Raw genomic sequence first — 25,730 nt, 5'->3', positions numbered from 1 at the left:
CTCAGGGGTTACGGCGTCGGTTTGGTTGGCTTCGCAGCAGTGTACGACTTGGCCCTCGAGAACCGACAAAGGCATGGTGGACTCCGGGCCGTCACATCGTCGTGGGACCGGGATGATCAGGGCAAACGGTCGAGTACGAGATCTAAAATCCTATCGGCAAGGTCGTCTTTGGACAGTTCGGGCAGGGCCGAACGGGTCCCGTCGGCGCCGAGGATGACCGCCTGGTTGTGCTCCGCGCCGAAGGTCTTGCCGACCCCGACCTCATTCACGACGATCAGGTCCGCGCGCTTGCGGAGCAGCTTTTCGTGACCGTTCGCGACGGCCTGCTCGATCGCGGCGGTCTCGGCGGCGAACGCGACGAGCACCTGCCCCTCCGGCTTCGCCGCGCCGAGCTCCGCGGCGATGTCGGGGTTGGTCACGAGCTCCAGGGTGGGCGCGGTCCCGTCCACCTTCTTGATCTTGCCGGGGGCGAAGACCGCTGGCCGGAAGTCGGCCGGCGCGGCCGCCATGACCACGGCGTCGGCCTTCGCGGCCGCGTCCAGGGTGGCGACCCGCAGCTGCTCGGTCGTCTCGACCCGGACCAGGTCGGCGCCGGCCGGGTCGGTCAGCGCCACGTTGGCCGAGATGAGGGTGACCCGCGCGCCCCGGGCGACGGCGGCCCGCGCGATCGCGTAGCCCTGCTTGCCGGAGGAGCGGTTGCCGATGAAGCGGACCGGGTCGATGGGCTCGCGGGTGCCGCCGGCGGTGACGACCACGTGCCGTCCGGCCAGGTCGGCGGCGAGGCCGCCGCGGCGCAGGAGCCGCTGGGCGGTGGCGAAGATCGCGGCCGGGGCGGGCAGCCGGCCCTTGCCGGTGTCGGCTCCCGTGAGCCGACCCACGTCGGGCTCCAGGACCACGACGCCGCGGGAGCGGAGCGTGGCGACATTGGCCTGGGTGGCGGGGTGCTCCCACATCTCGGTGTGCATCGCCGGCGCGAAGAGCACCGGGCACCGGGCGGTGAGCAGCGTGTTGGTGAGCAGGTCGTCGGCGAGCCCGTGCGCGGCCTTCGCGAGAAGGTCGGCGGTGGCGGGTGCGACGACGACGAGGTCGGCCTCGCGGCCGAGCCGGACGTGCGGGACCTCGTGGGCGCCGGTCCACACGTCGGTGCTGACCGGCCGGCCGGACAGGGCGGCCCAGGTGGCCTCGCCGACGAACGTGAGCGCCGCCGCCGTCGGCACGACCCGGACGTCGTGCCCCGATTCGGTCAGCAGCCGCAGCAGCTCGCAGGCCTTGTAGGCGGCGATCCCACCGGCGACGCCGAGAACGACCCTCGGCCGGTCACCGGCTCCGTCGTCCTCGGCGTGCATGTCGGACTAGACCTCTTCGATGCGCTCGGCGGTCAGCAGGCCGCTGTTGATCTCGCGCAGCGCGATGGAGAGCGGCTTCTCCTGCGGCGTGGTCTCCACCAGGGGACCCACGTATTCGAGAAGACCCTCACCCAACTGGCTGTAGTAGGCGTTGACCTGACGGGCCCGCTTCGCCGCGAAGATCACCAGGGCGTACTTCGAGGTGGTCTTCTCCAGCAGCTCGTCGATCGGCGGGTTGGTGATGCCCTGGGGGTCTGCCACGGTTCCGGCCACGAAACAACCTCACGACTTTCCAATTGACAGCTCGCGAACCCGTAAACCTTACCAGGGTCGCGCGAACGCAACACACCAGGCCTGCGCAAACACAACGCGCCCGGACCCAGGGGGTCCGGGCGCGCCGAGGTCTCAACACTGGTCCGGGGGGACCGGCCACGCGGCAGTCACTTGCCGCCGGCGAACTCCCCGAGCAGTGCCTTGCGCTGCTGGTCGCCCAGGCCGCGGAGGCGGCGGCTGTCGGCGATCTTCAGCTTCTCCATGATCTGCGTCGCGCGGATCTTGCCGATGCCGGGCATTGCCTGCAGCACGGCCGAAACCCGAAGCTTGCCGACGACGTCGTCGGACTCCGCACGATCGAGCACGGCAGCGAGGGTGGTCTTCCCCTGCTTCAGTTGCTCCTTCAGCTCAGCGCGAGCCTTACGAATCTCAGCCGCTTTTTCCAAAGCGGCCGCGCGCTGTTCCGGGCTCAGTGACGGGAGCGGCACCAGGTCTCCTCAGGTCCCTTGAAAAGAATGTTGATGGTCTAGCGCCGGGAAAACTAGCGGTCACGAGCCATTTCGGCAACGTGGGTATCGCATGATCGACGGCCGGTGGCGGCTTGATGATCAGGCGGTGACCGCCAGAGCGGCCGCGCATTCGTCACGCGCCCGCTCCGCGGCAGCACGCAGCGTGGCCACGTCCGGGCCCGCGCCGAGGATCTCCCGGGAGTACGACGGCAGCACGTCAGGGGCTTGATCACCGAACGCGGCCCGCAGTCCGTCGGCCTTGCCGCCCTGTGCACCGAGGCCCGGAGCCAGGATCGGTCCATTGAGGTTCGTCAGGTCGTGGCCGTGCTCACCGAGCGTCGCGCCGATCACGACGCCGACGTCGCCGAGAGGCGCCACACCCGCGTTGAGCTGCGCAATCTCGTCGACGACGGTCTGCGCGACGGTCCTTCCGCCGGCCCCGACGGCCCGCTGGACCGACGCGCCCTCGGGATTCGACGTCAGCGCGAGGACGAACGCGCCGAGGCCGTTCGCGGCCGCCTTGTCGAAGATCGGGCGCAGCGAACCGACCCCGAGGAACGGGCTGACGGTGATCGCGTCGGCCCGCAGCGGGGACGCCGGGTCGAGGTACGCGTCCGCGTACGCGGCGGCCGTCGAGCCGATGTCACCCCGCTTGACGTCGAGAACTACAAGAGTCCGGGTCGAGTCAAACTGTCGGATAGTCGACTCCAGCACCGCTATGCCCCTGGAGCCGAAACGCTCATAAAAGGCGGACTGGGGCTTGATCACCGCGACCCGGTCAGCCAGGGCCTCCCCCACCGTCCGACTGAACGCTTCCAGGCCCTTGACATCGTCGGAGAGGCCCCAGGCGGTCAGGAGGGAGGGGTGGGGGTCGATCCCGACGCACAGCGGCCCCAGCGCGTCCATGGCGGCCCTCAGCCGGGCTCCGAACCGTTCGCTCACGCGTGCTCCCTGGTGGCGTGGACGGCCTGCTTCACGAGGCGCGGGCCGTGGTAGATGAATCCGGTGTAGAGCTGCACGAGCGACGCCCCGGCCTCGAGCATGCGGGTCACGTCGTCGGCGGAGGTGATCCCGCCCACACCGATGACCGGCAGCCCGCTCTCCTTGGCGACGAAGCGCACGACCTCCAGGGCCCGCGGTGCGAGCGGGCGGCCGCTCAGCCCGCCGGTCTCGGTCGTCGTCACGCCCGGCCGGGCGACGGTCGTGTTGGTGGCGATCAGCCCGGCGACGCCTTGGGCCAGGCACACGTCGAGCAGCTCGCCGAGCGCCGCGTCGGTCAGGTCGGGGGCGACCTTCACCAGCACGGGCTTGCCCGCCCGGTTCTCCGCGTGCAGCGCGCCGAGCAGCGCCGTCAGGTGCGCCTTGTCCTGCAGCTCCCGCAGCCCGGGGGTGTTCGGTGAGCTGACGTTCACCGCGAAGTACGCGCCCTGGTCGTACAGCTGCCGGAAACTGCTGACGTAGTCCTCGACGGCGCCGGTCAGGGGCGTCACCTTCGACTTGCCGAGGCTGATCCCCAGCGGCACGGGCAGGGGCCCGAGAGCCTTCAGCCGCGCCGAGAGGGCCCGCGCGCCGCCGTTGTTGAAGCCCATCCGGTTGACGATCGCCTCCTGCGGAGGGAACCGGAACAGGCGGGGGCGGTCGTTGCCGGGCTGCGGGTGCCAGGTGACGGTGCCGACCTCGACGAAGCCGAAGCCGAGGCGCGGCCAGGCCCGCAGCGCCCGGCCGTCCTTGTCCATGCCGGCGGCGAGCCCGACCGCGTTCGGGAAGTCGATCCCGAACACGGTCCGGCGCGCACCGGGCGGGCTGTAGGCCCGCTTCGTCGACGGCACCCGCGACAGCCAGTGCAGGGTCCGCTCGTGCACCGTCTCGGCGTCACCGCCGCCGAGACGGAACAGAACCGGGCGGACCAGCCGTTCGTACCCCCCAGGTGAGGAGGTCACTGCTGCCCGCGCAGGGCGGCGTGCAGCTCCTGCAGCGGCCGGACCGTCATCTCGCCGCGCAGCAGCGCCTCGACGCCCATGACCGCGGCCGCCGCGCCCGGCAGCGTGGTGATGCACGGGATGTCGGCGACGACCGCCGCGCTGCGGATCTCGTAGCCGTCCTGCCGGCCGCTGGAGCCCTGCGGGGTGTTGATCACCAGGGCGACCTCGCCGCCGGCGATCATCGACACGGCGTTGCGGCCGCCGCCCTCCTCGAAGTGCTTCGGCACGATCTCGCAGGCGACCCCGTACCGGCGCAGCACCTGCCCGGTGCCGGCGGTGGCGACGATCGAGAAGCCGAGGTCGGCGAGGCGCTTGACCGGGAACACGATGCCGCGCTTGTCCCGGTTGGCGACCGTGACCAGCACCGTGCCCGTGGTGGGCAGCGACCCGTACGCGGCGGCCTGCGACTTCGCGAAGGCGTGGCCGAAGGACGTGTCGATGCCCATGACCTCGCCGGTCGACTTCATCTCCGGGCCGAGCAGGTTGTCCACGCCCTTGCCCTCGATCGTGCGGAAGCGCTTGAACGGCAGCACCGCCTCCTTGACCGCGATCGGCGCGTGATCCGGCGGGGTCCCGCCGTCACCGGTCGCGGGCAGCAGGCCCTCGGCGCGCAGCTCGGCGATCGTGGCGCCGAGCGCGATGCGGGCCGCGGCCTTCGCCAGCGGCACCGCCGTCGCCTTCGACACGAACGGCACGGTGCGCGACGCGCGCGGGTTGGCCTCCAGGACGTACAGGACGTCGTCCTTCAGCGCGTACTGGACGTTGAGCAGCCCCTGGACGCCGATGCCACGGGCGAGGGCGACCGTGTAGCGCCGCACCTCGTCCAGGTGTACCCCGGCGAGGGTGATCGGCGGCAGGACGCAGGAGGAGTCGCCGGAGTGGATGCCGGCCTCCTCGATGTGCTCCATGACCCCGCCGACGTAGACCTCGCCGTCCTTGTCGCACAGCGCGTCGACGTCGATCTCGATGGCGTCGTCGAGGAACCGGTCGACCAGCACCGGGTGCGCCGGGGAGATCTCGGTGGCGCGGGCGATGTAGCCACGCAGGGTCTGCTCGTCGTAGACGATCTCCATGCCGCGGCCGCCCAGCACGTACGAGGGCCGCACCAGCACCGGGTAGCCGATCTCGTCGGCGATGAGCTTGGCCTCGCCGAAGCTGGTCGCGGTGCCGTGCGCCGGCGCGGTCAGGCCGGCCCCGGTGAGGAGCTTGCCGAACGCGCCGCGGTCCTCGGCCAGGTCGATCGCCTCGGGCGAGGTGCCGACGATCGGCACGCCCGCGTCGGCGAGCTGCTGGGCGAGGCCGAGCGGGGTCTGCCCGCCGAGCTGCACGACGACGCCGACGACGCCGGGGCCGCCGGCCGCCTTGCCGGACTCGTCCTCGGCGTGCACGACCTCCAGCACGTCCTCGAACGTGAGCGGCTCGAAGTACAGCCGGTCCGCGGTGTCGTAGTCGGTGGACACCGTCTCCGGGTTGCAGTTGACCATGACGGTCTCGAAGCCCTTGGCGCGCAGCGCCATGACCGCGTGCACGCACGAGTAGTCGAACTCGATGCCCTGCCCGATCCGGTTCGGCCCGGAGCCCAGGATGATGACCTTGGGCCGGTCCGACGGGGCGACCTCGGTCTCCTCCTCGTAGGTGCTGTAGTGGTACGGGGTGCCGGCCGCGAACTCGGCGGCGCAGGTGTCGACGGTCTTGTAGACGGGCCGCAGGCCGAGCCGCTGGCGGAGGCTGCGCACGCCGTCCTCGCCGGCGAACTCGGGCCGCAGCGCGGCGATCTGCCGGTCGGACAGGCCGGCCCGCTTCGCCGTGCGCAGCAGCGGCTCGTCGAGCACGGCGGCGCTGAGGATCTCGGCGCGCAGGTCGACGAGCGCGGCGATCTGGTCGACGAACCACGGGTCGAAGCCGCTCGCCTCGGACACGGCCGCGACGCTGTGCCCCTCCCGCAGCGCGCGTTCGGCGGTGTACAGCCGGCCGTCGTGCGGCACCTTCAGCGCTTCGATCGGGTCGACGCCCGCCTTGTCGGGGTAGGTCCAGAAGCCGGCGGCCTTGGTCTCCATCGACCGCATCGCCTTGCCCAGGGCCTCCTGGAAGGTGCGGCCCATCGACATGGCCTCGCCGACCGACTTCATGGTCGTGGTCAGCTCCGCGTCCGCGCCGGGGAACTTCTCGAACGCGAACCGCGGGATCTTCACCACGACGTAGTCGAGCGAGGGCTCGAACGCCGCAGGCGTCTTGAGGGTGATGTCGTTGGGGATCTCGTCCAGGGTGTAGCCGATGGCGAGCTTCGCGGCGATCTTCGCGATCGGGAAGCCGGTCGCCTTGCTGGCCAGGGCGCTGGAGCGGGAGACGCGCGGGTTCATCTCGATGACGACCAGCCGGCCGGTCTGCGGGTGCACCGCGAACTGGATGTTGCAGCCGCCGGTGTCGACGCCGACCTCGCGCAGCACGGCGATGCCGAGGTCGCGCAGCCGCTGGTACTCGACGTCGGTGAGCGTCATGGCCGGCGCGACGGTCACGGAGTCGCCGGTGTGCACGCCCATCGCGTCGACGTTCTCGATGGAGCAGACGACGACCACGTTGTCGTGCTTGTCGCGCATCAGCTCCAGCTCGTACTCCTTCCAGCCGAGCACGCTCTCCTCGATGAGGACCTCGTGCACCGGGGAGGCGACGAGGCCGCCGCCGGCGAGCCGCTCGAGGTCGGCGTCGGTGTGCGCCATGCCGGAGCCGAGGCCGCCCATGGTGAACGACGGCCGGATGACGACCGGCAGGCCGAGCTCGGCGACGGTCGCGCGGACCTCGTCCATCGAGTGGCACACCCGGCTGCGCGGGGTCTCGCCGCCGGCCTTGGCGACGATGTCCTTGAACAGCTGCCGGTCCTCGCCGCGCCGGATGGCGTCGATGTTGGCGCCGATGAGCTCGACGCCGTACTTGTCGAGCACGCCCGCCTCGTGCAGCGCGACGGCGGTGTTGAGCGCGGTCTGCCCGCCGAGCGTGGCGAGCAGCGCGTCGGGGCGCTCCTTGGCGATGACCTGCTCGACGAACTCGGGGGTGATCGGCTCGACGTACGTGGCGTCGGCGAACTCCGGGTCGGTCATGATGGTGGCCGGGTTGGAGTTGACGAGGCTGACCCGCAGCCCCTCGGCGCGCAGCACCCGGCACGCCTGGGTGCCGGAGTAGTCGAACTCGCACGCCTGGCCGATGACGATCGGGCCGGAGCCGATGACGAGGACGTGCCGGAGATCGGTCCGCTTAGGCATTGGTTTTCATCAACTCCGCGAATCTGTCGAACAGGTAGTCCGCGTCGTGCGGCCCCGCTGCCGCCTCCGGGTGGTACTGGACGGTGAAGGCCGGCACGTCGAGGCAGCGCAGGCCCTCGACGACCCCGTCGTTGAGGCAGACGTGGCTGACCTCGACCTCGCCGAACTCGGTGCTGGTGCGCCCTTCGCGGGGCGCGTCGACGGCGAAGCCGTGGTTGTGGCTGGTCACCTCGACCTTGCCGGTGGTCCGGTCCAGGACGGGCTGGTTGATCCCGCGGTGGCCGTAGCCCAGCTTGTACGTGCCGAACCCGAGCGCGCGGCCCAGGATCTGGCTGCCGAAGCAGATCCCGAAGAGCGGGATCCTCGCGGACATGACCTCCCTGGCCAGGCTGACCGGGGCGTCGGCGGTGGCCGGGTCGCCCGGGCCGGGCGAGAAGAACACCGCGTCGGCGTTCAGCGCGCGGATGTCCTCCAGGGTGGTGCTGGCGGGCAGCACGTGGGTGGTCACGCCGCGGGCGGCCAGCCGGCGCGGGACGTTGCGCTTGATGCCCAGGTCGATCGCGGCCACCGTGAAGCGGTGCTCGCCCTCGGCCTCCACGGTGTACCGCTCGGGCGTGCTCACCTCGGCGGACAGGTCCGCGCCGAGCATCTCGGGCTGCTGGCGGACGCGCTCGAGGACGCCGTCGCGGTCGTCGTCGACGCTGGAGACGCCGACGCGCATCGCGCCGCGCTCGCGCAGGTGGCGGGTGAGGGCGCGGGTGTCGACGCCGCTGATCCCGACGATCCCCTCGACCGCCAGCCGGTCCTGGAGGCTGCCGGAGGCGCGCCAGTTGGAGTAGGACCGGGCGGGGTCGCGCACCACGTAACCGGCGACCCAGACGCGGCCCGACTCGTCGTCCTCGTCGTTGATCCCGGTGTTGCCGATCTGCGGCGCGGTCTGCACGACGACCTGCCGGTGGTAGGACGGGTCGGTCAGCGTCTCCTGGTAGCCGGTCATGCCGGTGTTGAACACCGCCTCGCCGAAGGTCTCCCCGATGCTGCCGAAGGCCTCGCCGCAGAAGGTGCGGCCGTCCTCCAGTACCAACAATGCTGCTCTGCGCTTCACCGAGTCGCCTTTCCGTTCAACACCGTCGGCTCGCCGCGCAGGTAGGTCGCCTCGACGCGACCGCGCAGCTCCATCCCGGCGTATGGGGTGTTGCGTGACCGGCTGGCCATGGCGGTCGGGTCGACCGTCCACCGGACCTCCGGATCGAAGACCGCGATGTTCGCGACCTGACCGACCTGCAGGGCGTGGCCGTGCCCGGCGAGACCGGCGATCTTCGCCGGCGCGACGGACATCCAGTCCGTGATCCTGTCCCACTGCGGCCCCATCGTCTGTACGACGATCGCCAGGGCGGTCTCCAGGCCGAGCATCCCCGGCCTGGCGTACGCCCACTCGCACTCCTTGTCCTCGACGCTGTGCGGGGCGTGGTCGGTCGCGACGCAGTCGATCGTGCCGTCCTGCAGGCCCTTGCGCAGCGCGAGCACGTCGGCCTGGGTCCGCAGCGGGGGGTTCACCTTGTACACCGGGTCGTAGTCGACGGCGAGGTCCTCAGTGAGCAGCAGGTGGTGCGGCGTCACCTCGGCGGTCACCCGCCAGCCCTTGGACTTCGCCCAGCGGATCAGCTCGACGCTGCCGGCGGTCGACACGTGGCAGATGTGCAGGCGGGCGCCGACGTGCCCGGCGAGGAGCACGTCCCGGGCGATGATCGCCTCCTCGGCGACGGCCGGCCAGCCGGTCATGCCCAGGCGGGCGGCGACCTCGCCCTCGTTCATCTGCGCGCCGGTGGTCAGCCGCGGCTCCTCGGCGTGCTGGGCGACGACCCCGTCGAACGCCTTGACGTATTCGAGGGCCCGGCGCATCAGGCGCGGGTCGTGCACGCAGTGGCCGTCGTCGGAGAACACGCGGACCTTCGCCGCGGAGTCGGCCATCGCGCCGAGCTCGGCGAGCTGCTCGCCGCCCAGCCCGACGGTGACGGCGCCGATCGGCTGCACGTCGACGAGGCCCGCCTCGCGGCCCAGGCGCCACACCTGCTCGACGACGCCGGCCGTGTCGGCGACCGGTGACGTGTTGGCCATCGCGCACACGGCCGTGTACCCGCCGAGCGCGGCGGCCCTGGACCCGGACTCGACCGTCTCGGCGTCCTCCCGCCCGGGCTCCCGCAGATGGGTGTGCAGGTCCACGAGCCCGGGAAGCGCGATCTTGCCACCCTTTTTGTCCGGATTTATGCGGACAATGACCCCGTCTTCGACGGTGATCTCGCCCAGCTGGGTGTCCGAGATGATCACGCTTTGCCTCCGAGCAGCAGGTAGAGGACGGCCATCCGCACGGACACCCCGTTGGCGACCTGTTCGACGATGGTGGAGCGCGGCGAGTCCGCGACCTCGGGCGCGATCTCCATGCCCCGGTTCATCGGCCCGGGGTGCATGACGATCGCGTGCTCGGGCAGCCGGCTCATGCGCGGCACGTCGAAGCCGTAGCGCCGCGCGTACTCCCGCTCCGAGGGGAAGTACGCCTGGTTCATTCTTTCCCGCTGGACCCGCAGCATCATGACGACGTCGGAGTCCGGGACCACCGCGTCGAGGTCGTAGGACGTGCTGGCCGGCCACGCCCCGACGCCGACCGGCAGCAGCGTGGGCGGTGCGACGAGCGTCACCTTCGCGCCGAGGGTGTGCAGCAGCTGCACGTTCGACCTGGCCACCCTGGAGTGCAGCACGTCGCCGACGATGGCCACGTTGAGCCCGGCGAGCCTGCCGAGGCGGTTGCGCATGGTGTACGCGTCGAGCAGGGCCTGCGTCGGGTGCTCGTGCGTGCCGTCGCCGGCGTTCACGACGCTGCCCTCGACCCAGTTGGCGAGCCGGTGCGGCGCGCCGCTGGCCGGGTGGCGGATCACGACCGCGTCGGCGCCCATCGCCTGCAGCGTCAGGGCGGTGTCCTTGAGGCTTTCACCCTTCGAGACGCTGGAGCCCTTCGCCGAGAAGTTGATGACGTCGGCCGACAGCCGCTTCGCCGCCGCCTCGAACGAGATCCGCGTCCTGGTCGAGTCCTCGTAGAACAGGTTCACCACGGTGCGCCCCCGCAGCGCGGGCAGCTTCTTCACCTCGCGCCCCGCGATGCTCGCCATCTCCGCCGCGGTGTCGAGCACCAGCGTGGCGGCGGCGGCGTCCAGGTCGGCGGCGCTGAGCAGGTGCTTCATGCCTGCCTCTCCTTGCTCACGATCACCACGGCGTCGTCGCCGTCCTGCTCGGCGACGGACACCCGGACGCTCTCGTCGATCGAGGTCGGGATGTTCTTGCCGACGTAGTCGGCGCGGATCGGCAGCTCGCGATGGCCCCGGTCGACGAGGACCGCCAGCTGGACCATCCGCGGCCGGCCGAGATCCTTGAGCGCGTCGAGGGCCGCGCGGACCGTGCGGCCGGAGAAGAGGACGTCGTCGACGAGGATCACGCGGCGCCCGTCGAGGCCACCGGGCGGGATCTCCGTGTGACCCAGCGCACGGGTCGCCTGGAGGCGAAGATCGTCCCGATAGAGCGTGATGTCCAACACACCCACCGGGATCTCAGCACCCTCGAAAGTGGCGATCCTGGCGGCGAGTCTGCGAGCGAGCGGTACGCCTCGGGTAGGTATGCCGAGCAGCACCGTTTCGGTGGCTCCGGACGTCTTTTCCAGAATCTGATGGGCAATCCGGTCCACCACACGGGCGACATCTGCCGCCGTTAGGATGGTTTTGCCCAGCTCAGCGCCTGTTGTCGGGGTCGACAAACCAGACCTCCTTCCCCGCCTCACCGGACGGGTCGTTAAAGGACGTCGAACGGCAACCACCCTAACAACCGCCCTGACCTGGGCAACGGATGGGTCTCGACCACTTGACCCCGCGACTTCTGCCAGTTACGGTCACGCTCCGTAGCGATCGCTGGGGAAACCCCTCAGGCCAGTGACTGGGAGTGTCCGTATGCCGTCTGAGTACGCCAAGTCTCTTGGTGCTCGCCTGCGCTCGATCCGACAGCAGCAGGGGCTGTCTCTGCAGGGTGTCGAGGAGAAGTCGGCAGGGCGCTGGAAGGCCGTCGTCGTCGGTTCGTATGAGCGGGGCGACCGGGCCGTCACCGTGTCCCGCCTCGCCGAGCTCGCCGAGTTCTACCGCGTCCCCGTCGCCGAGCTGCTGCCCGAGGGCAGCGGTGTCAGGCACGAGCCCACCAACAAGATCGTCCTGGACCTGGAGCGGCTGTACGACGCCGGCGCCGAGGACCTTGCCTACGTGGCCCGCTACGCGCGCGCCATCCAGCAGCAGCGCGGCGACTACAACGGTCGCGTGCTGTCCATCCGGGCCGACGACCTGCGCGCCCTGGCGATCGTTTACGACGCCTCGCCGTCGGGGCTGGTCGAGCGGCTCAACGAGCACGGTGTGCTGGTCACCGACCCGCGCAGCCTGTTTCAGTCCTGACCTTCCGTAGCAAGGAGGGGGCCGCTCCGGCGGCCCCCTCCTTGCGTTGATACCCGCCCCCGGTGGGGCGGACATCACCCTCCGCGGAGGGCGTGATGATGATCTCGCCGCGTCGCTGGTCCCGTGGAAAACGCACAAAACCGGGCGGATCCCCCGTCGTCCGACGGCGGATCACACCCGGTCAACTGGCTTGCCAGCGGCGTCTTACGTGGCGTAGTCGGCGATCCGGCCCAGGATGCCGTTGAGGAAGCGGGGCGAGTCGTCGGTCGACAGCGTCTCCGCGAGCTCGACCGCCTCCGTGATCGCCACGGGGTTGTCGATCTCGTCGTTGTAGAGCAGCTCGTACACCGCGATGCGGGCCAGATTCCGGTCGACCACCGGCATCCGCTCCAGGGTCCACCCCTCGGCGTAGCTGGACAGCAGCTCGTCGATCCGGACGGCGTGGCTCTCCACACCCTCCACCAGCTGGACGGTGTACGGCAGGTAGCCCGGCTTCGGCTCCTCGAGATTCGCCACGTAGGACGTCAGGACCGACCCGCGCGGCTCACCGCGCAGGTCGGCCTGGTAGAGCACGTCGAGGGCACGCTTGCGGGCCTTCCGCCGCGCGGTCATCTGCGCGGTGACGTCGCCCCCGAGAAAGGAGCCCCCACTGAAGGACACGGTCAGGACCGGCCGAGGTAACGGCTGTCGCGGGTGTCGACCTTGATCTTCTCGCCGATGTTGATGAACAGCGGCACGTTGACCGTGGCGCCCGTCTCGACCGTCGCCGGCTTGGTGCCACCCGTGGAGCGGTCGCCCTGCAGGCCCGGCTCGGTGTAGGTGACCTCGAGGATCACCGAGGTCGGCAGCTCGACGTACAGCGGCACACCCTCGTGGGTCGCCACCGTCACCTCGGCCTCGGGGAGCAGGAACTTGGTCCCCTCGCCGACCGTGCCGGCGGGGACGGAGATCTGCTCGTACGACTGCAGATCCATGAACACGTAGTCTTCGCCGTCGATGTACAGGTACTGCATCGTCCGCTTGTCGACGGTGGCGGTCTCGACCTTCGTCCCGGCGTTGAACGTGCGGTCGACCACCTTGCCGGAGAGCACGTTCTTCAGGGTGGTCCGCACGAACGCGCCGCCCTTGCCCGGCTTCACATGCTGGAACTCAACAACGGCCCACAGATCGCCGTCGAGGTTGAGCACCAGGCCGTTCTTCAGGTCGTTCGTGGTTGCCATGTGGATAGACGTCACTTTCGTCAGTTGGTCCGTGCGGCATCGTGCCGGCGGAAAGGCCCGAAGCAGTGTACCGGTCGAGGTGGCCGGAGTTCATGTCGCATTGGCCACCAGGACATGAAACTCAGCCAGTGTGCCGTAGTGGGCAGACCGGACATCGTCAACCGTACCCTGGGTTTCGCGGGTTCCGTCGCGATCGCGCTGGGTGGCGCCGCCGCCGGCGCACTTCCTCGCCGCGACCCGTTCGAGGACTGGCCGCTGATCCGCGAGCTGCGCGCCTTCCCCCTCGCGGGCGTCGCCGTCACCTACTTCGGGCTGGTGCTGCTGTGCGGCGCGTGGCTGCGCATGCGGTCCACGCTCGACGGCCAGCGCCCCGCCGACCTGATCAAGACCCTGCTGTGGTGGGCGGCCCCGCTCGCCGTCACGGCCCCCATGTTCAGCCGCGACGTGTACAGCTACCTCGCCCAGGGCGCGATGGTGCGGCAGGGGCTCGACGCGTACCACTGGGGCCCCTCCATGCTCGGCGGCCCCCTCGCCCTGGACGTCCCGCCCATCTGGCAGGACACGCCCGCCCCCTACGGCCCCGTCTTCCTGCGCTGCGCGTCGATGATCGTCGCCGTCACCGGCGAGCACACCGTCGCGGGCGTCTGGGCGATGCGGCTCGTCGCCCTGGCCGGGGTCGCCCTGGCCGTCGCCTGCCTGCCGGGCCTCGCCGCCCGCTTCGGCGTCCCACCGCAGCGCGCCCTGTGGTTCGGCGCGCTCAACCCGCTGCTCCTGCTCCACCTCGTCGCCGGCGTCCACAACGACGCCCTCATGGTCGGCCTCGTCGCCGCCGGCCTGCTCGCCGCCGTCCGCGACCGCCCCCTGCTCGGCGCCGCCCTCATCGTCGCGGCAGCCCTGGTCAAGGCGCCCGCGATCCTCGCCCTCATCACGGTCGTCGCCCTGACCCGCGGCCGCCGGGGCGCCCTCATCCGCACGGCGGCCGGGGCGGGTCTCGCCTTCATCGTGCTCCAGGCCGCGTCCGGCCTGGGCCTGGGCTGGATCGCCGCCCTGCACACCCCCACCACCGTCCGCAACGGCCTCTCCCTCAGCACCGACGTCGGCATGCTCCTCGCCTCCGCCGGCCACCCCTCCGCGATGGCCGTCATCCGCCTCGTCGCGGCGGCCGCGGGCTGTGCGCTCGCCGGCTGGGCCCTGCTGCGCGCCCCGAACCCTGTCGCGGGCCTCGGCCTGGCCCTCGCCGCGATCGTCCTGTGCGGCCCGGTCGTGCACCCCTGGTACCTGCTGTGGCCGATCGTCCCGCTCGCGGCCGGCCTGCACCACCCGCCCCCCGCCGCGATCCGCCTCTCGGTCGGCATCGCGATGTTCCTGCTCCCCTTCGGCGCCCCCACCTACCCGCAGGCCGTCGTGGCCGCCATGTTCGGCACCGTCGGCGGCATCCTGTACCTGCGCCTCCGCCCACCCCTGCCCACTCTGCTCCCCACCCCAGCTCCTGCCACCCCAGCCCCCGCCACCCCCTGACCGCCCGGCACCACCCGCCCCGTGATCCGGAAGACTTTGTGTCGCCATAGCAGCACAAACTCTTCCGGATCACGGAAAGCTGTCCTGGTACCAGCCGGTCCAGCAATCGACAGCCCTGGTTCTTCGACCAGCGGCGGCGTGGAGCAGCAAACGACGCCCTCGACGACGCCAGACCACACGGGGACAACGGCGCGGAACAGCACCGCGACCTCAGCCCTCACCAGACCCATGATCCGGAAGACTTCATGTCGTCATAGCAGCACAAAGTCTTCCGGATCACGGAAAAAGCGCCTGGCACCAGCCGGTCCGGCGGGCTTGCCAGAAAGTGTGGTGAGGTCAGGCGGCCACGGCGGCGTAGGCGGCGAAGAGCAGGTCGTCGGGTGGGCCGACGAGGGTGCCCGGGGTGGCGAGGCCGTCCAGCACCACGAAGCGCAGCGTCGCGCCGCGGGCCTTCTTGTCGACGCGCATCGCGGCGTGGAGGTCGGTCCAGGCGGCGGCGTCGTACGTGACGGGGAGGTCCAGCAGCTTCAGCACCGCGGCGTGGCGGGCGGCGACGTCGGCGGGGAGGCGGCCGGTGAGCCGGCCCAGCTCGGCCGCGTAGACGAGGCCGACGGAGACCGCGTGGCCGTGCTTCCAGCGGTACTGCTCGCGGCGCTCGATCGCGTGGCCCAGGGTGTGACCGTAGTTGAGGATCTCGCGCAGGCCGGACTCGCGCAGGTCGGCGGAGACCACCCGGGCCTTGACCGCGACGGCCTTCTCGACCAGCGAGGGCAGCACCGCGCCGTGCGGGTCGAGGGCGAGCGCCGGGTCGGCCTCGACGAGGTCGAGGATGGTGGGGTCGGCGATGAACCCGCACTTGACCACCTCGGCCATGCCGGCGCGCAGGTCGTCGGCGGGCAGCGTGTCCAGGGTCGACAGGTCGCACACGACGCCGACCGGCGGGTAGAAGGCGCCGACGAGGTTCTTGCCGGCGGCGGTGTTGATGCCGGTCTTCCCGCCCACCGCGGCGTCGACCATGCCGAGCAGGCTGGTCGGGACCTGGACGAGCCGGACCCCCCGCAGCCAGCTCGCGGCGACGAACCCGGCGACGTCGGTGACGGCCCCGCCGCCCACGCCCACGACGGCGTCGCTGCGGGTGAACGCGGCCTCCCCCAGCGCGTCCCAGCAGCCGGCGGCGACGGCGATGTCCTTGCCCGCCTCGGCGTCGGGGACCTCGAGGGGCAGCACCCCGTGGCCGGCGGCCCGCAGCGCCGCCATGACCTGCTCGGCGTGCCCGCGGACGGGCCCGGCGAACAGCACGGCGACCTGCGCCGCGCCGCTGACCAGCGAAGGCACCCGGTCGAAGAGCCCCCGCCCGATCAGGACGGAGTAGCCCGAGACGTCGACCACGGAAACGGCGGTCACAGCAGACCCTCCAACCAAGCGACAACAGCAGCGGAAGCGGTCACAGCTTGCCGGCCAGTTCCTCGGCGATGTCCTCGGGAGTGCGGCCGTCGGTGCCGACGGTGATGGTGGCGACCTGCTCATACAGCGGCCGCCGCTGGTCCAGCAGGTACTTCAGCGTGGCCCGCGGGTTGAGCGCGAGCAGCGGCCGGCCGCTGCCGAGCCCGACCCGGGACACCGCGTCGGACAGCTCGACCGTCAGGTAGACCACGGTGTGCCCGGCGAGCAGCTCGCGGGTCTCGGCGGCCAGGATCGCGCCGCCGCCGAGGGCCAGCACCCCGTCGAACGTGGACAGCGCCGAGGCGACCGCGGCCCGCTCCAGCGCGCGGAAGTGGTCCTCGCCATCATCGATGAAGATCTCCGGGATCGGCTTGCCCGCGACGGCCTCGATGTCGACGTCCACGTCGCGGAACTGGACGTCCAACGCGGCGGCGAGCAGCGTGCCGACGGTCGTCTTGCCCGCTCCGGGCGGGCCGACGAGGACGGCGCGAGGCTTCACCGGATGACCAGGTTCGACATGTAGCCGGCGACGTTGCGCTGGATCTCGGGGACCGAGTCGCCGCCGAACTTCTCCAGGGCAGCCTCGGCGAGGACGAGCGCGACCATCGCCTCGGCGACGACGGCCGCGGCGGGGACCGCGCAGACGTCGGAGCGCTGGTTGATGGCGGTGGCGGGCTCGCCGGTGGTGACGTCGATGGTCTGCAGTGCCCGGTTGAGCGACGAGATGGGCTTCATCGCGGCGCGGACCCGCAGCGGCTCGCCGGTGGTGATGCCGCCCTCGAGACCGCCGGCGCGGTCGGTGACCCGGCGGACGCCGTCGGCGGTGGGGATGATCTCGTCGTGCGCCTGCGAGCCGCGGGAACGGGCCTGCGTGAACGCGTCACCGATCTCGACGCCCTTGATCGCCTGGATAGACATGAGGGCGGTGGCGAGGCGGGCGTCGAGCTTGCGGTCCCACTGCACGTGGCTGCCGAGGCCCGGCGGGACGCCATAGGCGAGGACCTCGACGATGCCGCCGAGGGTGTCGGCGTCCTTCTTCGCGGCGTCGACCTCCTCGACCATGCGGGCGCTCGCGTCGGGGTCGAGGCAGCGCAGCGGGTCGGCGTCGATGCGGTCGAAGTCCTCGGGCCGGGGCAGCAGGCCGGGCTTGGCGGCGACGGACCCGAGCTCGATGACGTGGGAGACGATGTCGATGCCGAGCGCCTGGCGCAGCAGGGCCTTGGCGACGGTGCCGACGGCGACCCGGGCGGCGGTCTCCCGCGCGCTGGCCCGCTCCAGGATCGGCCTGGCGTCGGTGTGCCCGTACTTCTGCATGCCGGCGAGGTCGGCGTGGCCGGGGCGGGGCCGGGTCAGCGGCGCGTTGCGCGCCTGGGCGGCGAGCACGTCGGGGTCGACGGGATCGGCCGCCATGACGGTCTCCCACTTCGGCCACTCGCTGTTGCCGACGCGGATCGCGACGGGGCTGCCGAGGGTGCGCCCGTGCCGGAGGCCGCCGACGAACTCGACCACGTCCTGCTCGAACGCCATCCGCGCGCCGCGGCCATAGCCGAGACGTCGACGGGCCAACTCTGCCGCCACGGACGCGCTCGTCAGCTCGATACCTGCGGGAACACCCTCCAGGATCGCGACGAGTGCCGGGCCATGCGACTCACCTGCGGTCAACCAGCGCAACACCCGGCAAGCATGTCACGCGGGTATGACACTTCCCGCAATGAGGTCACCAAAGCCCATCAGACGGAACGCACGGCCGCCTCGCCGGCGAACAGCGATCCAAAAGACAGCACGCAGTCAGGCGGAACGCAGCGCCGCACGCATCGCCGCGACCGGCGCCGCCTTGCCGGTGAACAGCTCGAACTGGTCGACCGCCTGCCACAGCAGCAGATCGAGCCCGGACACGATCGCGCACCCGGCGGCGGATGCCGCGGCGGCCAGTGGCGTCGGCCACGGCTCATAGATCGCGTCGAACACGACCGGCCGCCCGGACCAGTCCGCGACCGCGAGCGGGTCCGCCGCCCCCTTCGGCACCGTGGAGATCACCACGGGGAACGAGGTGCACGAGTCGAGCGACGACCAGGGCGCGTGCACGAGGTCCACGGAGAGCGCCGAGGCCACCGGCAGCAGCTCTTCAAAAGCTTCGAGCCGCCGCGTGTACAGCGTGACGTCCGCCGACAGGGAAGCGGCCGCGGCCAGGGCGGCCCGGGCGGTGCCGCCGCCACCGAGCACGGCGAGCCGCGGCGTGCGCGAGACACCCGCCTCCAGCAGCGCCCGGACCATGCCCGGGGCGTCGGTGTTGTACGCGTGCCATCCGTACGCCCGCCGGACCAGCGTGTTCGCCGCGCCGATCGCCGCCGCGAAGGGGTCGACCATCGCGGCGACCGTCAGCGCGACCTCCTTGAGCGGCATGGTGAGCGACAGCCCGGCCCAGTCGGGCGAGAGCCCGGCGACGAACCCGGGCAGGTCCGCGGTGCCGCACTCGATCGCCGTGTAGGTCCAGTCGCGCAGCCCGGCGGCCGCGTAGCCGGCGTTGTGGATCGCCGGTGAGCGCGAGTGGCTCACCGGCTGGCCGAGGACCGCGGCACGCACCTACTTGACGCCGTTCTTCTGCGCCTGGGCCCACAGCTTCTCGAACTCGGGGTACGTCTTGGCGTATCCGGTGTTGCCGGCCGTGTCGATGGCGCAGAAGTAGTAGTAGTCGTGCTTCGGCGGGTTGATCGCCGCCTTCAGCGCGCTGGTGCCGGGGTTGCTGATCGGACCGATCGGCATGCCCGGGACGTCGTGGGCGTTGTACGGGTTCTTCTTGTTGTGCAGCTCCGAGTTGAGCAGCTCGGTGGACGGCTTGGCGCCCTTGCCGGTGATCCGCAGGTAGTAGTTGACGGTGCTGTCGACCTGCAGGCAGCTGCACGGGAACTTGCCGGAGTAGACCCGGTTGTAGAGCACCCGCACGATGCCCTCCTGGTCCTTGTCGAGGCCCTCGACCTGGGCGATCGACGCGCCGATCAGCGCCTCGTAGGGCGAGATGTGCAGCGAGTTCTGCACGCCGTCGATGAACCCGAGGGACTCGATCTCCTGGTTGAACCGGTTGATGATGATCTTCAGGATGGCGGTCGCGTCGACGTTCGGCGGGAAGTCGTAGGTCGCCGGGAAGAGGAAGCCCTCGATGCTCTTGGCGACGCCCTTGCCGTCCTGGCGCTGGAACCACACGTCGGACAGGCCGAGCGCCTTGGTGTCCTGCGAGGCCTTCTCGAACTCCTCGTAGGGGATCTTCGTGACCTCGGACAGCTTCTTGAACGTCTCCTGGAACGTGAGGCCCTCGGGCAGCGTCACCTTGTTGACCAGGCGGCTCTTCGGGTCGAGCATCATCGACAGGGCCTGGGCGGCGGCCATCTGCTTGCGCAACTTGTAGAAGCCCGGCTGCAGCTTCTTGCTGCGCTCGTCCTTCTTCGCCGCCTCGACGAACGCCTTCGCGCTCTTCACGACGCCCTTTTCCGCCAACGTGTTGGCGATGTCGGCGGCATACTGGTTGGGCAGGACCTCGACCGTCACTTCGCCGGTGCCGCCGCCGTTGTAGTCGGCAGCGGTGAACATGTCCTTGACCCGGTCGACGCCGACATAGACGCCCAACGCGAGACCACCGAAGACCAGCAGACTGATGAAGAGCGCGAGGAAGGTCCTCCCGCCACGGCCCTTCCGTCTGCCGCGGGCCGGAGCGGACGCGGCGCGGCGCCGATGTCTGCTGGGCCGCTCCTCGTCGTCCCAGCCCAGGTCAAGCTCGCCCATCTGTCCTTCGCCTCCTGGCATTCAGCCGCGAACGGCCCGTCGCGCGTCGAGCCATCGTTGCAGGATCTCCACGGCGGCCACCTGATCGATGACCGCGCGTTGCCGCCTGCCACGGACGCCGCGCTCCGACAGCCTACGTGTTGCCGCCGCGGTGGACATCCTCTCGTCCGTCAGCAAGACCGGCACGGGGTCCGCCAGCTCCGCCAGACGGTCGGCATATTGCCTGATCAGAACCGCTGCGGGCCCTTCCTTGCCGGCCAGGTTAATCGGCAGGCCGACAACGATCTCCACCACTTCGTGTTCCGCGACCAGCCGCAGGATTTCCGACATGTCGGAAGAAACCTTGTCACTCTCGGTGACCTGATCGCGCGGCAGGGTGGCGACGGGGCTCGCGAGGATCCCGTCCGGATCGCACATCGCGACGCCGACGCGGACACTGCCGACGTCGACGCCGATCCGCCGGCCACGGGTCCACGGCTGCGTCGTCACGGGTAGCACCCTATGCGCACCGCGCACCCCGCGAACGCCCGCGGGTAGGTGAATCGACGAATTCACCTACCCGCATGCCAGTCGATCTACAGCGCTCGCTCGACCGCGGCGAGCAACGCGGGGGCCTCCGCCGCCGGCACGCCGCCGCCCTGCGCGAGGTCGGCGTTGCCGCCGCCACGGCCGGACAGGGCGCCCTTGACCAGGTCACCGGCGGACAGGCCGCGGCCCTTCGCGGCCGCGTTGATGCCGACGACGAGCGACGCCTTGCCGCCCGCGCGGGCGGCGACGGCGACGACCGCGGGCCGCTCCGCCGGGATCCGGCCGCGGATCTCCTGCACCAGCGTCCGGACCTCGTTCGCGGAGGTGCCCTCGGGCGCCTCGGTGCCGACGTACGCGACGCCGTGCACGTCCTTCGCCGCGTCGGCGAGCCCGCCGGCGTTGGCGAGGACCAGCTGGGTGCGCAGCTTCTCCAGCTCCCGCTCGGCGTCGCGCAGCTGCGCGACGGTCTGCTCGACCCGGTCGGCGACCTGGTCGCCCGGGACCCGGAAGAGCTCGGCCAGGCGCGACACGAGGACGTGCTCCCGCGCCAGGTGCCCGAACGCGTCCAGACCGACGAGCGCCTCGACCCGTCGTACACCCGAACCGATCGACGACTCGGAGAGGATCTTCACCAGGCCCAGCTGGCTGGAGCGCTCGACGTGCGTGCCGCCGCAGAGCTCGCGGGCGTAGTCGCCGACCTCGACGACGCGGACCTCGTCGCCGTACTTCTCGCCGAACAGCGCCATGGCGCCGAGCTTGCGCGCCTCCTCCTGCGACGTGACGAACGCGTGCACCAGCAGGTCCCGCAGCAGCACCTCGTTCACCTGCTGCTCGACGTCGTGCAGCACGCTCTGCGGCACGGCGCCGGGGGTGTTGAAGTCGAAGCGGAGCCGGCCGGGCGCGTTGAGCGAGCCCGCCTGGGTCGCCGACTCGCCGAGGAAGTTGCGCATCGTCTGGTGGATGAGGTGGGTCGCGGTGTGCGCCCGCGACACGGCCCGCCGGCGCGCGGTGTCGATCTCCGCGAACGCCGACTCGCCGGGCCGGATCTCGCCCTCGAGGATCTTCACCCGGTGCACGATCAGCCCGGGCAGCGGGCTCTGCACGTCGAGGACCTCGGCCTTGCCGCTGCCGGTGGTGATGACGCCCAGGTCGGGCATCTGGCCGCCGCCCTCCGCGTAGAACGGGGTGGCGTCCAGCACCAGCGAGATCTCCTCGCCCTGGCCCCCCGCGGCGGCACCGAGCAGCGACCGCACGACCGACTCCCGGGCCACCTCGCGGTAGCCGGTGAACTCGACCGGCCCGCCCTGCTCCAGGGCGGCGCGGAACTGCGACAGGTCGGCGTGGCCGGTCTTGCGGGCCTTCGCGTCGGCCTTGGCGCGGGTGCGCTGCTCGGCCATGAGGCGGCGGAAGCCCTCCTCGTCGACCGTCAGGCCCTGCTCGGCCGCGATCTCCAGGGTCAGGTCGATCGGGAAGCCGTACGTGTCGTGCAGCTGGAACGCCTTGTCCCCGGACAGCACGGTCTTCGACGCGGCGCGCGTCTCCGTGACGGCGGTGTCGAGGATCGTGGTGCCCGCCTTCAGCGTCTGCAGGAAGGCCTCTTCCTCGCCGTACGCGTACGTCGAGATGCGGTCGAAGTCCGCCGCGACCTCCGGGTAGGACGGCGACATGCAGTCCCGCGCGATCGGCAGCAGGATCGGCAGCGCCGGACCCTCGTGCCAGCCGAGCAGGCGGATCGAGCGGATCGCCCGGCGCAGGATGCGGCGCAGCACGTAGCCGCGGCCCTCGTTCGACGGCGTGACCCCGTCGGAGATCACCATGAGCGCGGTGCGGACGTGGTCGGCGATGACGCGCAGCCGCACGTCGTCGGGGTGCGACTCGCCGGCCACCTTCGACACGGTCTGCCCGTAGCGCTTGCCGGTCATCTCCGCGGCCTTGCTCAGGATCGGGTTGACCTCGTCGATCTCGTACAGGTTGTCGACGCCCTGCAGCATCGAGGCGATGCGCTCCAGGCCCATGCCCGTGTCGATGTTCTTCGCCGGCAGCTCACCGACGATGTCGAAGTCCTCCTTCGACCGCACGTTGGTGATCTCGTACTGCATGAAGACGAGGTTCCAGAACTCCAGGTAACGGTCCTCGTCGACCTCCGGGCCGCCCTCCTTGCCGTAGGCGGGGCCGCGGTCGTAGTACAGCTCGGAGCACGGCCCGGCCGGCCCGGGGATGCCCATCGACCAGAAGTTGTCCTTCTTGCCGCGCCGCACGATCCGCTCGGCGGGCAGGCCGGTCTTCTTCCAGATCTCGATCGCCTCGTCGTCGTCGAGGTAGACCGTCGCCCAGATCCGCTCCGGGTCCAGGCCGAAGCCGCCCTTGTCGACCGGGTTGGTCGACAGGTCCCAGGCGAGCTTGATCGCGCCGTCCTTGAAGTAGTCGCCGAAGCTGAAGTTGCCGTTCATCTGGAAGAACGTGCCGTGCCGGCTGGTCTTGCCGACCTCGTCGATGTCCGGCGTCCGGATGCACTTCTGCACGCTCGCGGCCCGCGGGTAGGGCGGCGTGCGCTGGCCGAGGAAGAACGGCACGAACTGCACCATGCCCGCGTTGATGAACAGCAGGTTCGGGTCGGCGATCGCCGGCAACGGCGCGCTCGGCACGACCGTGTGTCCCGCCCCCTCGAAGTGGGCGAGGAAACGACGCTTGATCTCCGCGGTCTTCATCGGTGCTGCCGGCCTTCCGGGTAAAGGTCTTCGTCGAGGGTCGCGCCTTCCGCGAACGCGGCGTGGATCTCGGCCTCACGCTCCGCCATGCCGTCACGCACGTCGTCGACAAACCCGCGGACGGTGCCGGCGAGACCGACGGCCGAGTCGCGCGCCGAGGCGGCGATGCCCTGCGGGGTGAAGGCCTGCGCTTTCTTGGTGACCGCGCGGACGACCAAAGCGCCTATGGCGAGTCCGATCCCGAGCCACAGCATGCGCCGCATGGCTCAACCTTTCTTGTCTCGTTTGTCAGGTGTACGGGCAGCGTCCGCGCGACTAGGCGCGCTTGCGCCGCGACTGCTTGATCTGTTCGCGCACCTCGGCCTCGTCGGCGGCGGCGCGGCGGTTGGCGGCGGCCTTGCGCACGCCATAGCCGAACGCGGCGACCTTCACGAGCGGGTTCGCCGCGGCCGCACTGACCACTGTGGACAGGTTCGCCACGTTGGCGCTCACGTGCGACACGTTCTCGGTGATCGTGTCGATGCGCGCCAGCTGCATGTTTACCCCGTCAAGCGTGGTGTGCACCTGGCTGAGGGCCACGTTGACATTGTCGATCGTGCTGTTGATCCGCTCCAGCATGGGGGTCGTCTGGTCCGCGGCGTCGCGCAGCGCGCCGGTCGCCGCGTCGATCGTGTGCCGGACCCGGAGGATCGGCACCGCGAGCACCAGCACGAGCACGAAAAAACCACCCGACGCCACCAGCGCCGCGATACCGCCCAGGGACACGGTCACGCCCGTTTCCTCCTTCACCCGCGTGGATGCGCTCATCCAACGGAGGAACCCTACCCTCCGTGATGAGGCGGCGCTTCTCGACCGGCCGGTGTCGCCGTCAACCGCCGCCCTGCTCGCCACCTGGGCCGTAGCTGATCCGGTTGAAGACTTTGATGGTCGCCACCGCGAGGGGGCAGATCGCGGTGGGCGCGGGGCCCGGCTCGCCCTCCCCCGACGGCTGCGGCGCCGGGTCCTGCGACGCGGGCTGGCTGGCCGGTGCCTTCGGCGTCGGCTTGCCCGACTGGGACGGGTTCGCCTGCGACGGGTTCACCGTCGGGCGGGCGCCCTTCACCTCGCAGACGGCCGCGCGCACCCACAGGTCCAGGACGTATTCGTCGCGCTGCCAGCACGTCTCGATCCCGTCGACGCCCTCGGCCTGGCAGTCGGGGATGTCCCACTCGACCCAGCCGGCGTCCTTGAGCTTGCCGACGAACGCCCGGTTGGTCTCCTCCGGCCCGCGCGCCGACTCCCAGGTCCGCTGCCGGGACCGGCACTCCCGGATGCACCAGCGGCTGCCGAGCGCCCCGTCGGTCGGGTTGCGGGCCGCCCACTCCGGCAGGTTGAGGTTGTCGAGCTCCACGAACACCGGGTCCCTGGTGAACTCCCGGATCACGAAGAACGCCGCGGGCGCGCTCACCACCGCGAGCACCACGAAGATGATCGTCGCGAGCCGCAGCTGCCGCACCCGCTTGGCCTGCGCGAGCTGCAGCAGCCCGAACGGCGCGATCTGCGTCGTGGACTCCCAGTCGAACGCACCCGGTGTGGTGGCGATGCCGCGGTACGTGGTCGCGGGGTTGGGGTCGAACCGCGCCAGGTCCACGAACGGCTTCGGCGGCGCCTCCCCCGGCTGTCGCGGCACACCGTAGGGCGAGGGCCGCCCGCCCGGTGCGTTGACCGGTGGCCGCCCGCCGGGCGCGCCGTGCGGGCCGCGCTGCTGCGGTCCCCGCTGCTGCGGACCGCCGCCGGGGTGCGCCGGACCCTGCGCGCCGCCGGGACCACCGCCGGGACCACCGCCGGGCGGGCCGCCATGGGGGCCGTGCTGGTTGCCGGCCGGGGCGCCCGTTTGAGGGCCACCGCGCCCGAACGACTCGCCCTGGGCACGGCCGTGCGGGTCGCTCTGGGGGCCGGTGCCGGTCCGCGGGCCGCTCTGGCCGCGCGCGCCGAACGGTCCGGGCTCCTGCGGTCCCGTGCCCGCGCCGTGCGGTCCGGTGTGTTGCGGGCCGGTCTTGTCCGGTCCGGGTTGCTGCGAGCCGGCGCCTCTGGAGCCGGCGGAGCCGTGGTCGGCGCGGCCGGCGCGGCCCTGGGTGGCGGCGGGACCCGCCTCGGCGGCGAAGCGGCCGGCCGGCTCGGCGCCGCCGCCGCGGCGCTGCGCCTGCGGGACGGGGCCGGCAGCCGCCTCGAACGACCTCCGGCCACCGCTGGACTCCAGGTCCGGCTCACCACGGCGCTGCGGCGGGATCGGACCGGCGGCCGCCTCGAACGACCTACGACCGCCGCTCGACTCCAGGTCCGGCTCACCACGACGCTGCGGCGGGATGGCACCGGCGGCCGCCTCGAACGACCTACGACCGCCGCTGGACTCCAGGTCGGGTTCGCCACGACGCTGCGGCGGTGGAACGGCGCCGGCAGCCGCCTCGAACGACCTACGACCGCCGCTGGACTCCAGGTCCGGTTCGCCACGACGCTGCGGCGGTGGAACGGCGCCGGCAGCCGCCTCGAACGACCTGCGACCGCCACTGGACTCCAGGTCCGGCTCACCACGGCGGGGTTCGGGCGCGGCCCGCCGCCCGCGCGACGGCGACTCCTCGTCGGCGGCCCGGTGCCCGCCCGGTGCCGCCTCACGGGCTGGGGCGTCCCACGCGGACGGCGCGCCGCCGC

25 protein-coding genes are annotated in these 25,730 nt (G+C 71.3%); 3 read left to right on the top strand and 22 right to left on the bottom strand.

Going from position 1 to position 25,730, the window contains the following annotated elements; all coding sequences use genetic code 11:
- Positions 1-116: 116 nt before the first annotated feature.
- The 10 genes from coaBC to pyrR all read right to left on the bottom strand — a co-directional run bounded on the left by coaBC (position 117) and on the right by pyrR (position 11,169).
- Complete coding sequence (gene coaBC, locus ABZ321_RS51490) at positions 117-1,346, bottom strand: bifunctional phosphopantothenoylcysteine decarboxylase/phosphopantothenate--cysteine ligase CoaBC (RefSeq protein WP_354903753.1); 1,230 nt, start codon at positions 1,344-1,346, stop codon at positions 117-119.
- 6 nt (positions 1,347-1,352) lie between these two features.
- Positions 1,353-1,619 carry a DNA-directed RNA polymerase subunit omega gene (rpoZ, locus tag ABZ321_RS51485; protein WP_033356843.1) on the bottom strand — a complete coding sequence of 89 codons (267 nt, stop codon included), beginning with the start codon at positions 1,617-1,619 and terminating at the stop codon, positions 1,353-1,355.
- Positions 1,620-1,786: 167 nt separating this feature from the next.
- Positions 1,787-2,107, bottom strand: a complete 321-nt coding sequence (gene mihF, locus ABZ321_RS51480) for an integration host factor, actinobacterial type (protein WP_033356842.1) — start codon at positions 2,105-2,107, stop codon at positions 1,787-1,789.
- A 120-nt stretch (positions 2,108-2,227) separates the two neighbouring features.
- On the bottom strand, positions 2,228-3,070 hold the full coding sequence (gene pyrF / locus ABZ321_RS51475) for an orotidine-5'-phosphate decarboxylase (protein ID WP_354903751.1): 843 nt from the start codon (positions 3,068-3,070) through the stop codon (positions 2,228-2,230).
- The gene (locus tag ABZ321_RS51470; protein ID WP_354903750.1) at positions 3,067-4,068 is read right to left on the bottom strand and encodes a quinone-dependent dihydroorotate dehydrogenase; all 1,002 of its coding nucleotides are present in this window, start codon (positions 4,066-4,068) and stop codon (positions 3,067-3,069) included. Before ABZ321_RS51470 ends, pyrF begins: the two co-directional genes overlap by 4 nt.
- Entirely contained in the window at positions 4,065-7,367 is a 3,303-nt protein-coding gene (gene carB / locus ABZ321_RS51465; RefSeq protein ID WP_344503565.1) for a carbamoyl-phosphate synthase large subunit, read from the bottom strand. The genes ABZ321_RS51470 and carB overlap by 4 nt, the downstream gene beginning before the upstream one ends.
- The gene (gene carA, locus ABZ321_RS51460; RefSeq protein WP_354903748.1) at positions 7,360-8,472 is read right to left on the bottom strand and encodes a glutamine-hydrolyzing carbamoyl-phosphate synthase small subunit; all 1,113 of its coding nucleotides are present in this window, start codon (positions 8,470-8,472) and stop codon (positions 7,360-7,362) included. The genes carB and carA overlap by 8 nt, the downstream gene beginning before the upstream one ends.
- Complete coding sequence (locus tag ABZ321_RS51455; protein ID WP_354903786.1) at positions 8,469-9,665, bottom strand: dihydroorotase; 1,197 nt, start codon at positions 9,663-9,665, stop codon at positions 8,469-8,471. The genes carA and ABZ321_RS51455 overlap by 4 nt, the downstream gene beginning before the upstream one ends.
- 26 nt (positions 9,666-9,691) lie before the next feature.
- Positions 9,692-10,603, bottom strand: a complete 912-nt coding sequence (locus ABZ321_RS51450; RefSeq protein WP_344503562.1) for an aspartate carbamoyltransferase catalytic subunit — start codon at positions 10,601-10,603, stop codon at positions 9,692-9,694.
- On the bottom strand, positions 10,600-11,169 hold the full coding sequence (gene pyrR, locus ABZ321_RS51445) for a bifunctional pyr operon transcriptional regulator/uracil phosphoribosyltransferase PyrR (protein ID WP_344503561.1): 570 nt from the start codon (positions 11,167-11,169) through the stop codon (positions 10,600-10,602). Before pyrR ends, ABZ321_RS51450 begins: the two co-directional genes overlap by 4 nt.
- A gap of 190 nt (positions 11,170-11,359) precedes the next feature.
- Here pyrR and ABZ321_RS51440 point away from each other — a divergent pair, with 190 nt between their 5' ends.
- Complete coding sequence (locus tag ABZ321_RS51440; protein ID WP_033356835.1) at positions 11,360-11,848, top strand: transcriptional regulator; 489 nt, start codon at positions 11,360-11,362, stop codon at positions 11,846-11,848.
- A gap of 204 nt (positions 11,849-12,052) precedes the next feature.
- Here ABZ321_RS51440 and nusB read toward each other — a convergent pair whose 3' ends face one another.
- Entirely contained in the window at positions 12,053-12,460 is a 408-nt protein-coding gene (gene nusB / locus ABZ321_RS51435; protein WP_344503658.1) for a transcription antitermination factor NusB, read from the bottom strand.
- 50 nt (positions 12,461-12,510) lie between these two features.
- Complete coding sequence (gene efp, locus ABZ321_RS51430; protein WP_344503560.1) at positions 12,511-13,068, bottom strand: elongation factor P; 558 nt, start codon at positions 13,066-13,068, stop codon at positions 12,511-12,513.
- 138 nt (positions 13,069-13,206) lie between these two features.
- On the opposite strand from efp, the gene mptB reads away from it, so the two are divergent.
- The gene (mptB, locus tag ABZ321_RS51425) at positions 13,207-14,586 is read left to right on the top strand and encodes a polyprenol phosphomannose-dependent alpha 1,6 mannosyltransferase MptB (protein WP_354903747.1); all 1,380 of its coding nucleotides are present in this window, start codon (positions 13,207-13,209) and stop codon (positions 14,584-14,586) included.
- Between the two features lie 336 nt (positions 14,587-14,922).
- Here the strand turns inward: mptB and aroB are convergent, their stop codons facing one another.
- From aroB to ABZ321_RS51375, 10 genes are all read right to left on the bottom strand, one after another.
- Positions 14,923-15,990: a 3-dehydroquinate synthase gene (aroB, locus tag ABZ321_RS51420; protein ID WP_354903745.1), complete on the bottom strand. Its 1,068-nt coding sequence runs from the start codon at positions 15,988-15,990 to the stop codon at positions 14,923-14,925.
- 40 nt (positions 15,991-16,030) lie between these two features.
- Entirely contained in the window at positions 16,031-16,528 is a 498-nt protein-coding gene (locus tag ABZ321_RS51415) for a shikimate kinase (RefSeq protein ID WP_354903744.1), read from the bottom strand.
- Positions 16,525-17,703: a chorismate synthase gene (gene aroC / locus ABZ321_RS51410; protein ID WP_344503556.1), complete on the bottom strand. Its 1,179-nt coding sequence runs from the start codon at positions 17,701-17,703 to the stop codon at positions 16,525-16,527. The genes ABZ321_RS51415 and aroC overlap by 4 nt, the downstream gene beginning before the upstream one ends.
- Before the next feature lie 114 nt (positions 17,704-17,817).
- Entirely contained in the window at positions 17,818-18,612 is a 795-nt protein-coding gene (locus tag ABZ321_RS51405; protein ID WP_344503555.1) for a shikimate dehydrogenase, read from the bottom strand.
- Positions 18,613-19,806 (bottom strand): endolytic transglycosylase MltG, encoded by a 1,194-nt coding sequence (gene mltG, locus ABZ321_RS51400; protein WP_344503553.1) that lies wholly within the window; start codon positions 19,804-19,806, stop codon positions 18,613-18,615.
- A 21-nt stretch (positions 19,807-19,827) separates the two neighbouring features.
- Positions 19,828-20,295 carry a Holliday junction resolvase RuvX gene (gene ruvX, locus ABZ321_RS51395; protein WP_344503552.1) on the bottom strand — a complete coding sequence of 156 codons (468 nt, stop codon included), beginning with the start codon at positions 20,293-20,295 and terminating at the stop codon, positions 19,828-19,830.
- A gap of 86 nt (positions 20,296-20,381) precedes the next feature.
- Complete coding sequence (alaS, locus tag ABZ321_RS51390) at positions 20,382-23,042, bottom strand: alanine--tRNA ligase (protein ID WP_344503551.1); 2,661 nt, start codon at positions 23,040-23,042, stop codon at positions 20,382-20,384.
- Positions 23,039-23,305 carry a hypothetical protein gene (locus ABZ321_RS51385; RefSeq protein WP_344503550.1) on the bottom strand — a complete coding sequence of 89 codons (267 nt, stop codon included), beginning with the start codon at positions 23,303-23,305 and terminating at the stop codon, positions 23,039-23,041. The genes alaS and ABZ321_RS51385 overlap by 4 nt, the downstream gene beginning before the upstream one ends.
- Before the next feature lie 52 nt (positions 23,306-23,357).
- Complete coding sequence (locus ABZ321_RS51380) at positions 23,358-23,807, bottom strand: DUF948 domain-containing protein (RefSeq protein WP_344503657.1); 450 nt, start codon at positions 23,805-23,807, stop codon at positions 23,358-23,360.
- A gap of 103 nt (positions 23,808-23,910) precedes the next feature.
- Positions 23,911-24,711 carry a hypothetical protein gene (locus ABZ321_RS51375; protein WP_354903743.1) on the bottom strand — a complete coding sequence of 267 codons (801 nt, stop codon included), beginning with the start codon at positions 24,709-24,711 and terminating at the stop codon, positions 23,911-23,913.
- Positions 24,712-24,771: 60 nt separating this feature from the next.
- Between ABZ321_RS51375 and ABZ321_RS51370 the strand changes: the two genes are divergently transcribed.
- A partial coding sequence (locus ABZ321_RS51370) for a hypothetical protein (RefSeq protein ID WP_354903742.1) occupies positions 24,772-25,730 on the top strand: 959 nt, incomplete at its 3' end.

Origin of the sequence: Dactylosporangium sp. NPDC006015, assembly GCF_040614215.1 — a bacterium.
In the GTDB taxonomy this organism is placed as follows: Bacteria; Actinomycetota; Actinomycetes; order Mycobacteriales; family Micromonosporaceae; genus Dactylosporangium; species Dactylosporangium maewongense.
The sequence above is the reverse complement of the archived record's forward strand: the minus strand, read 5'-3'. Positions and strand labels throughout refer to the sequence as shown.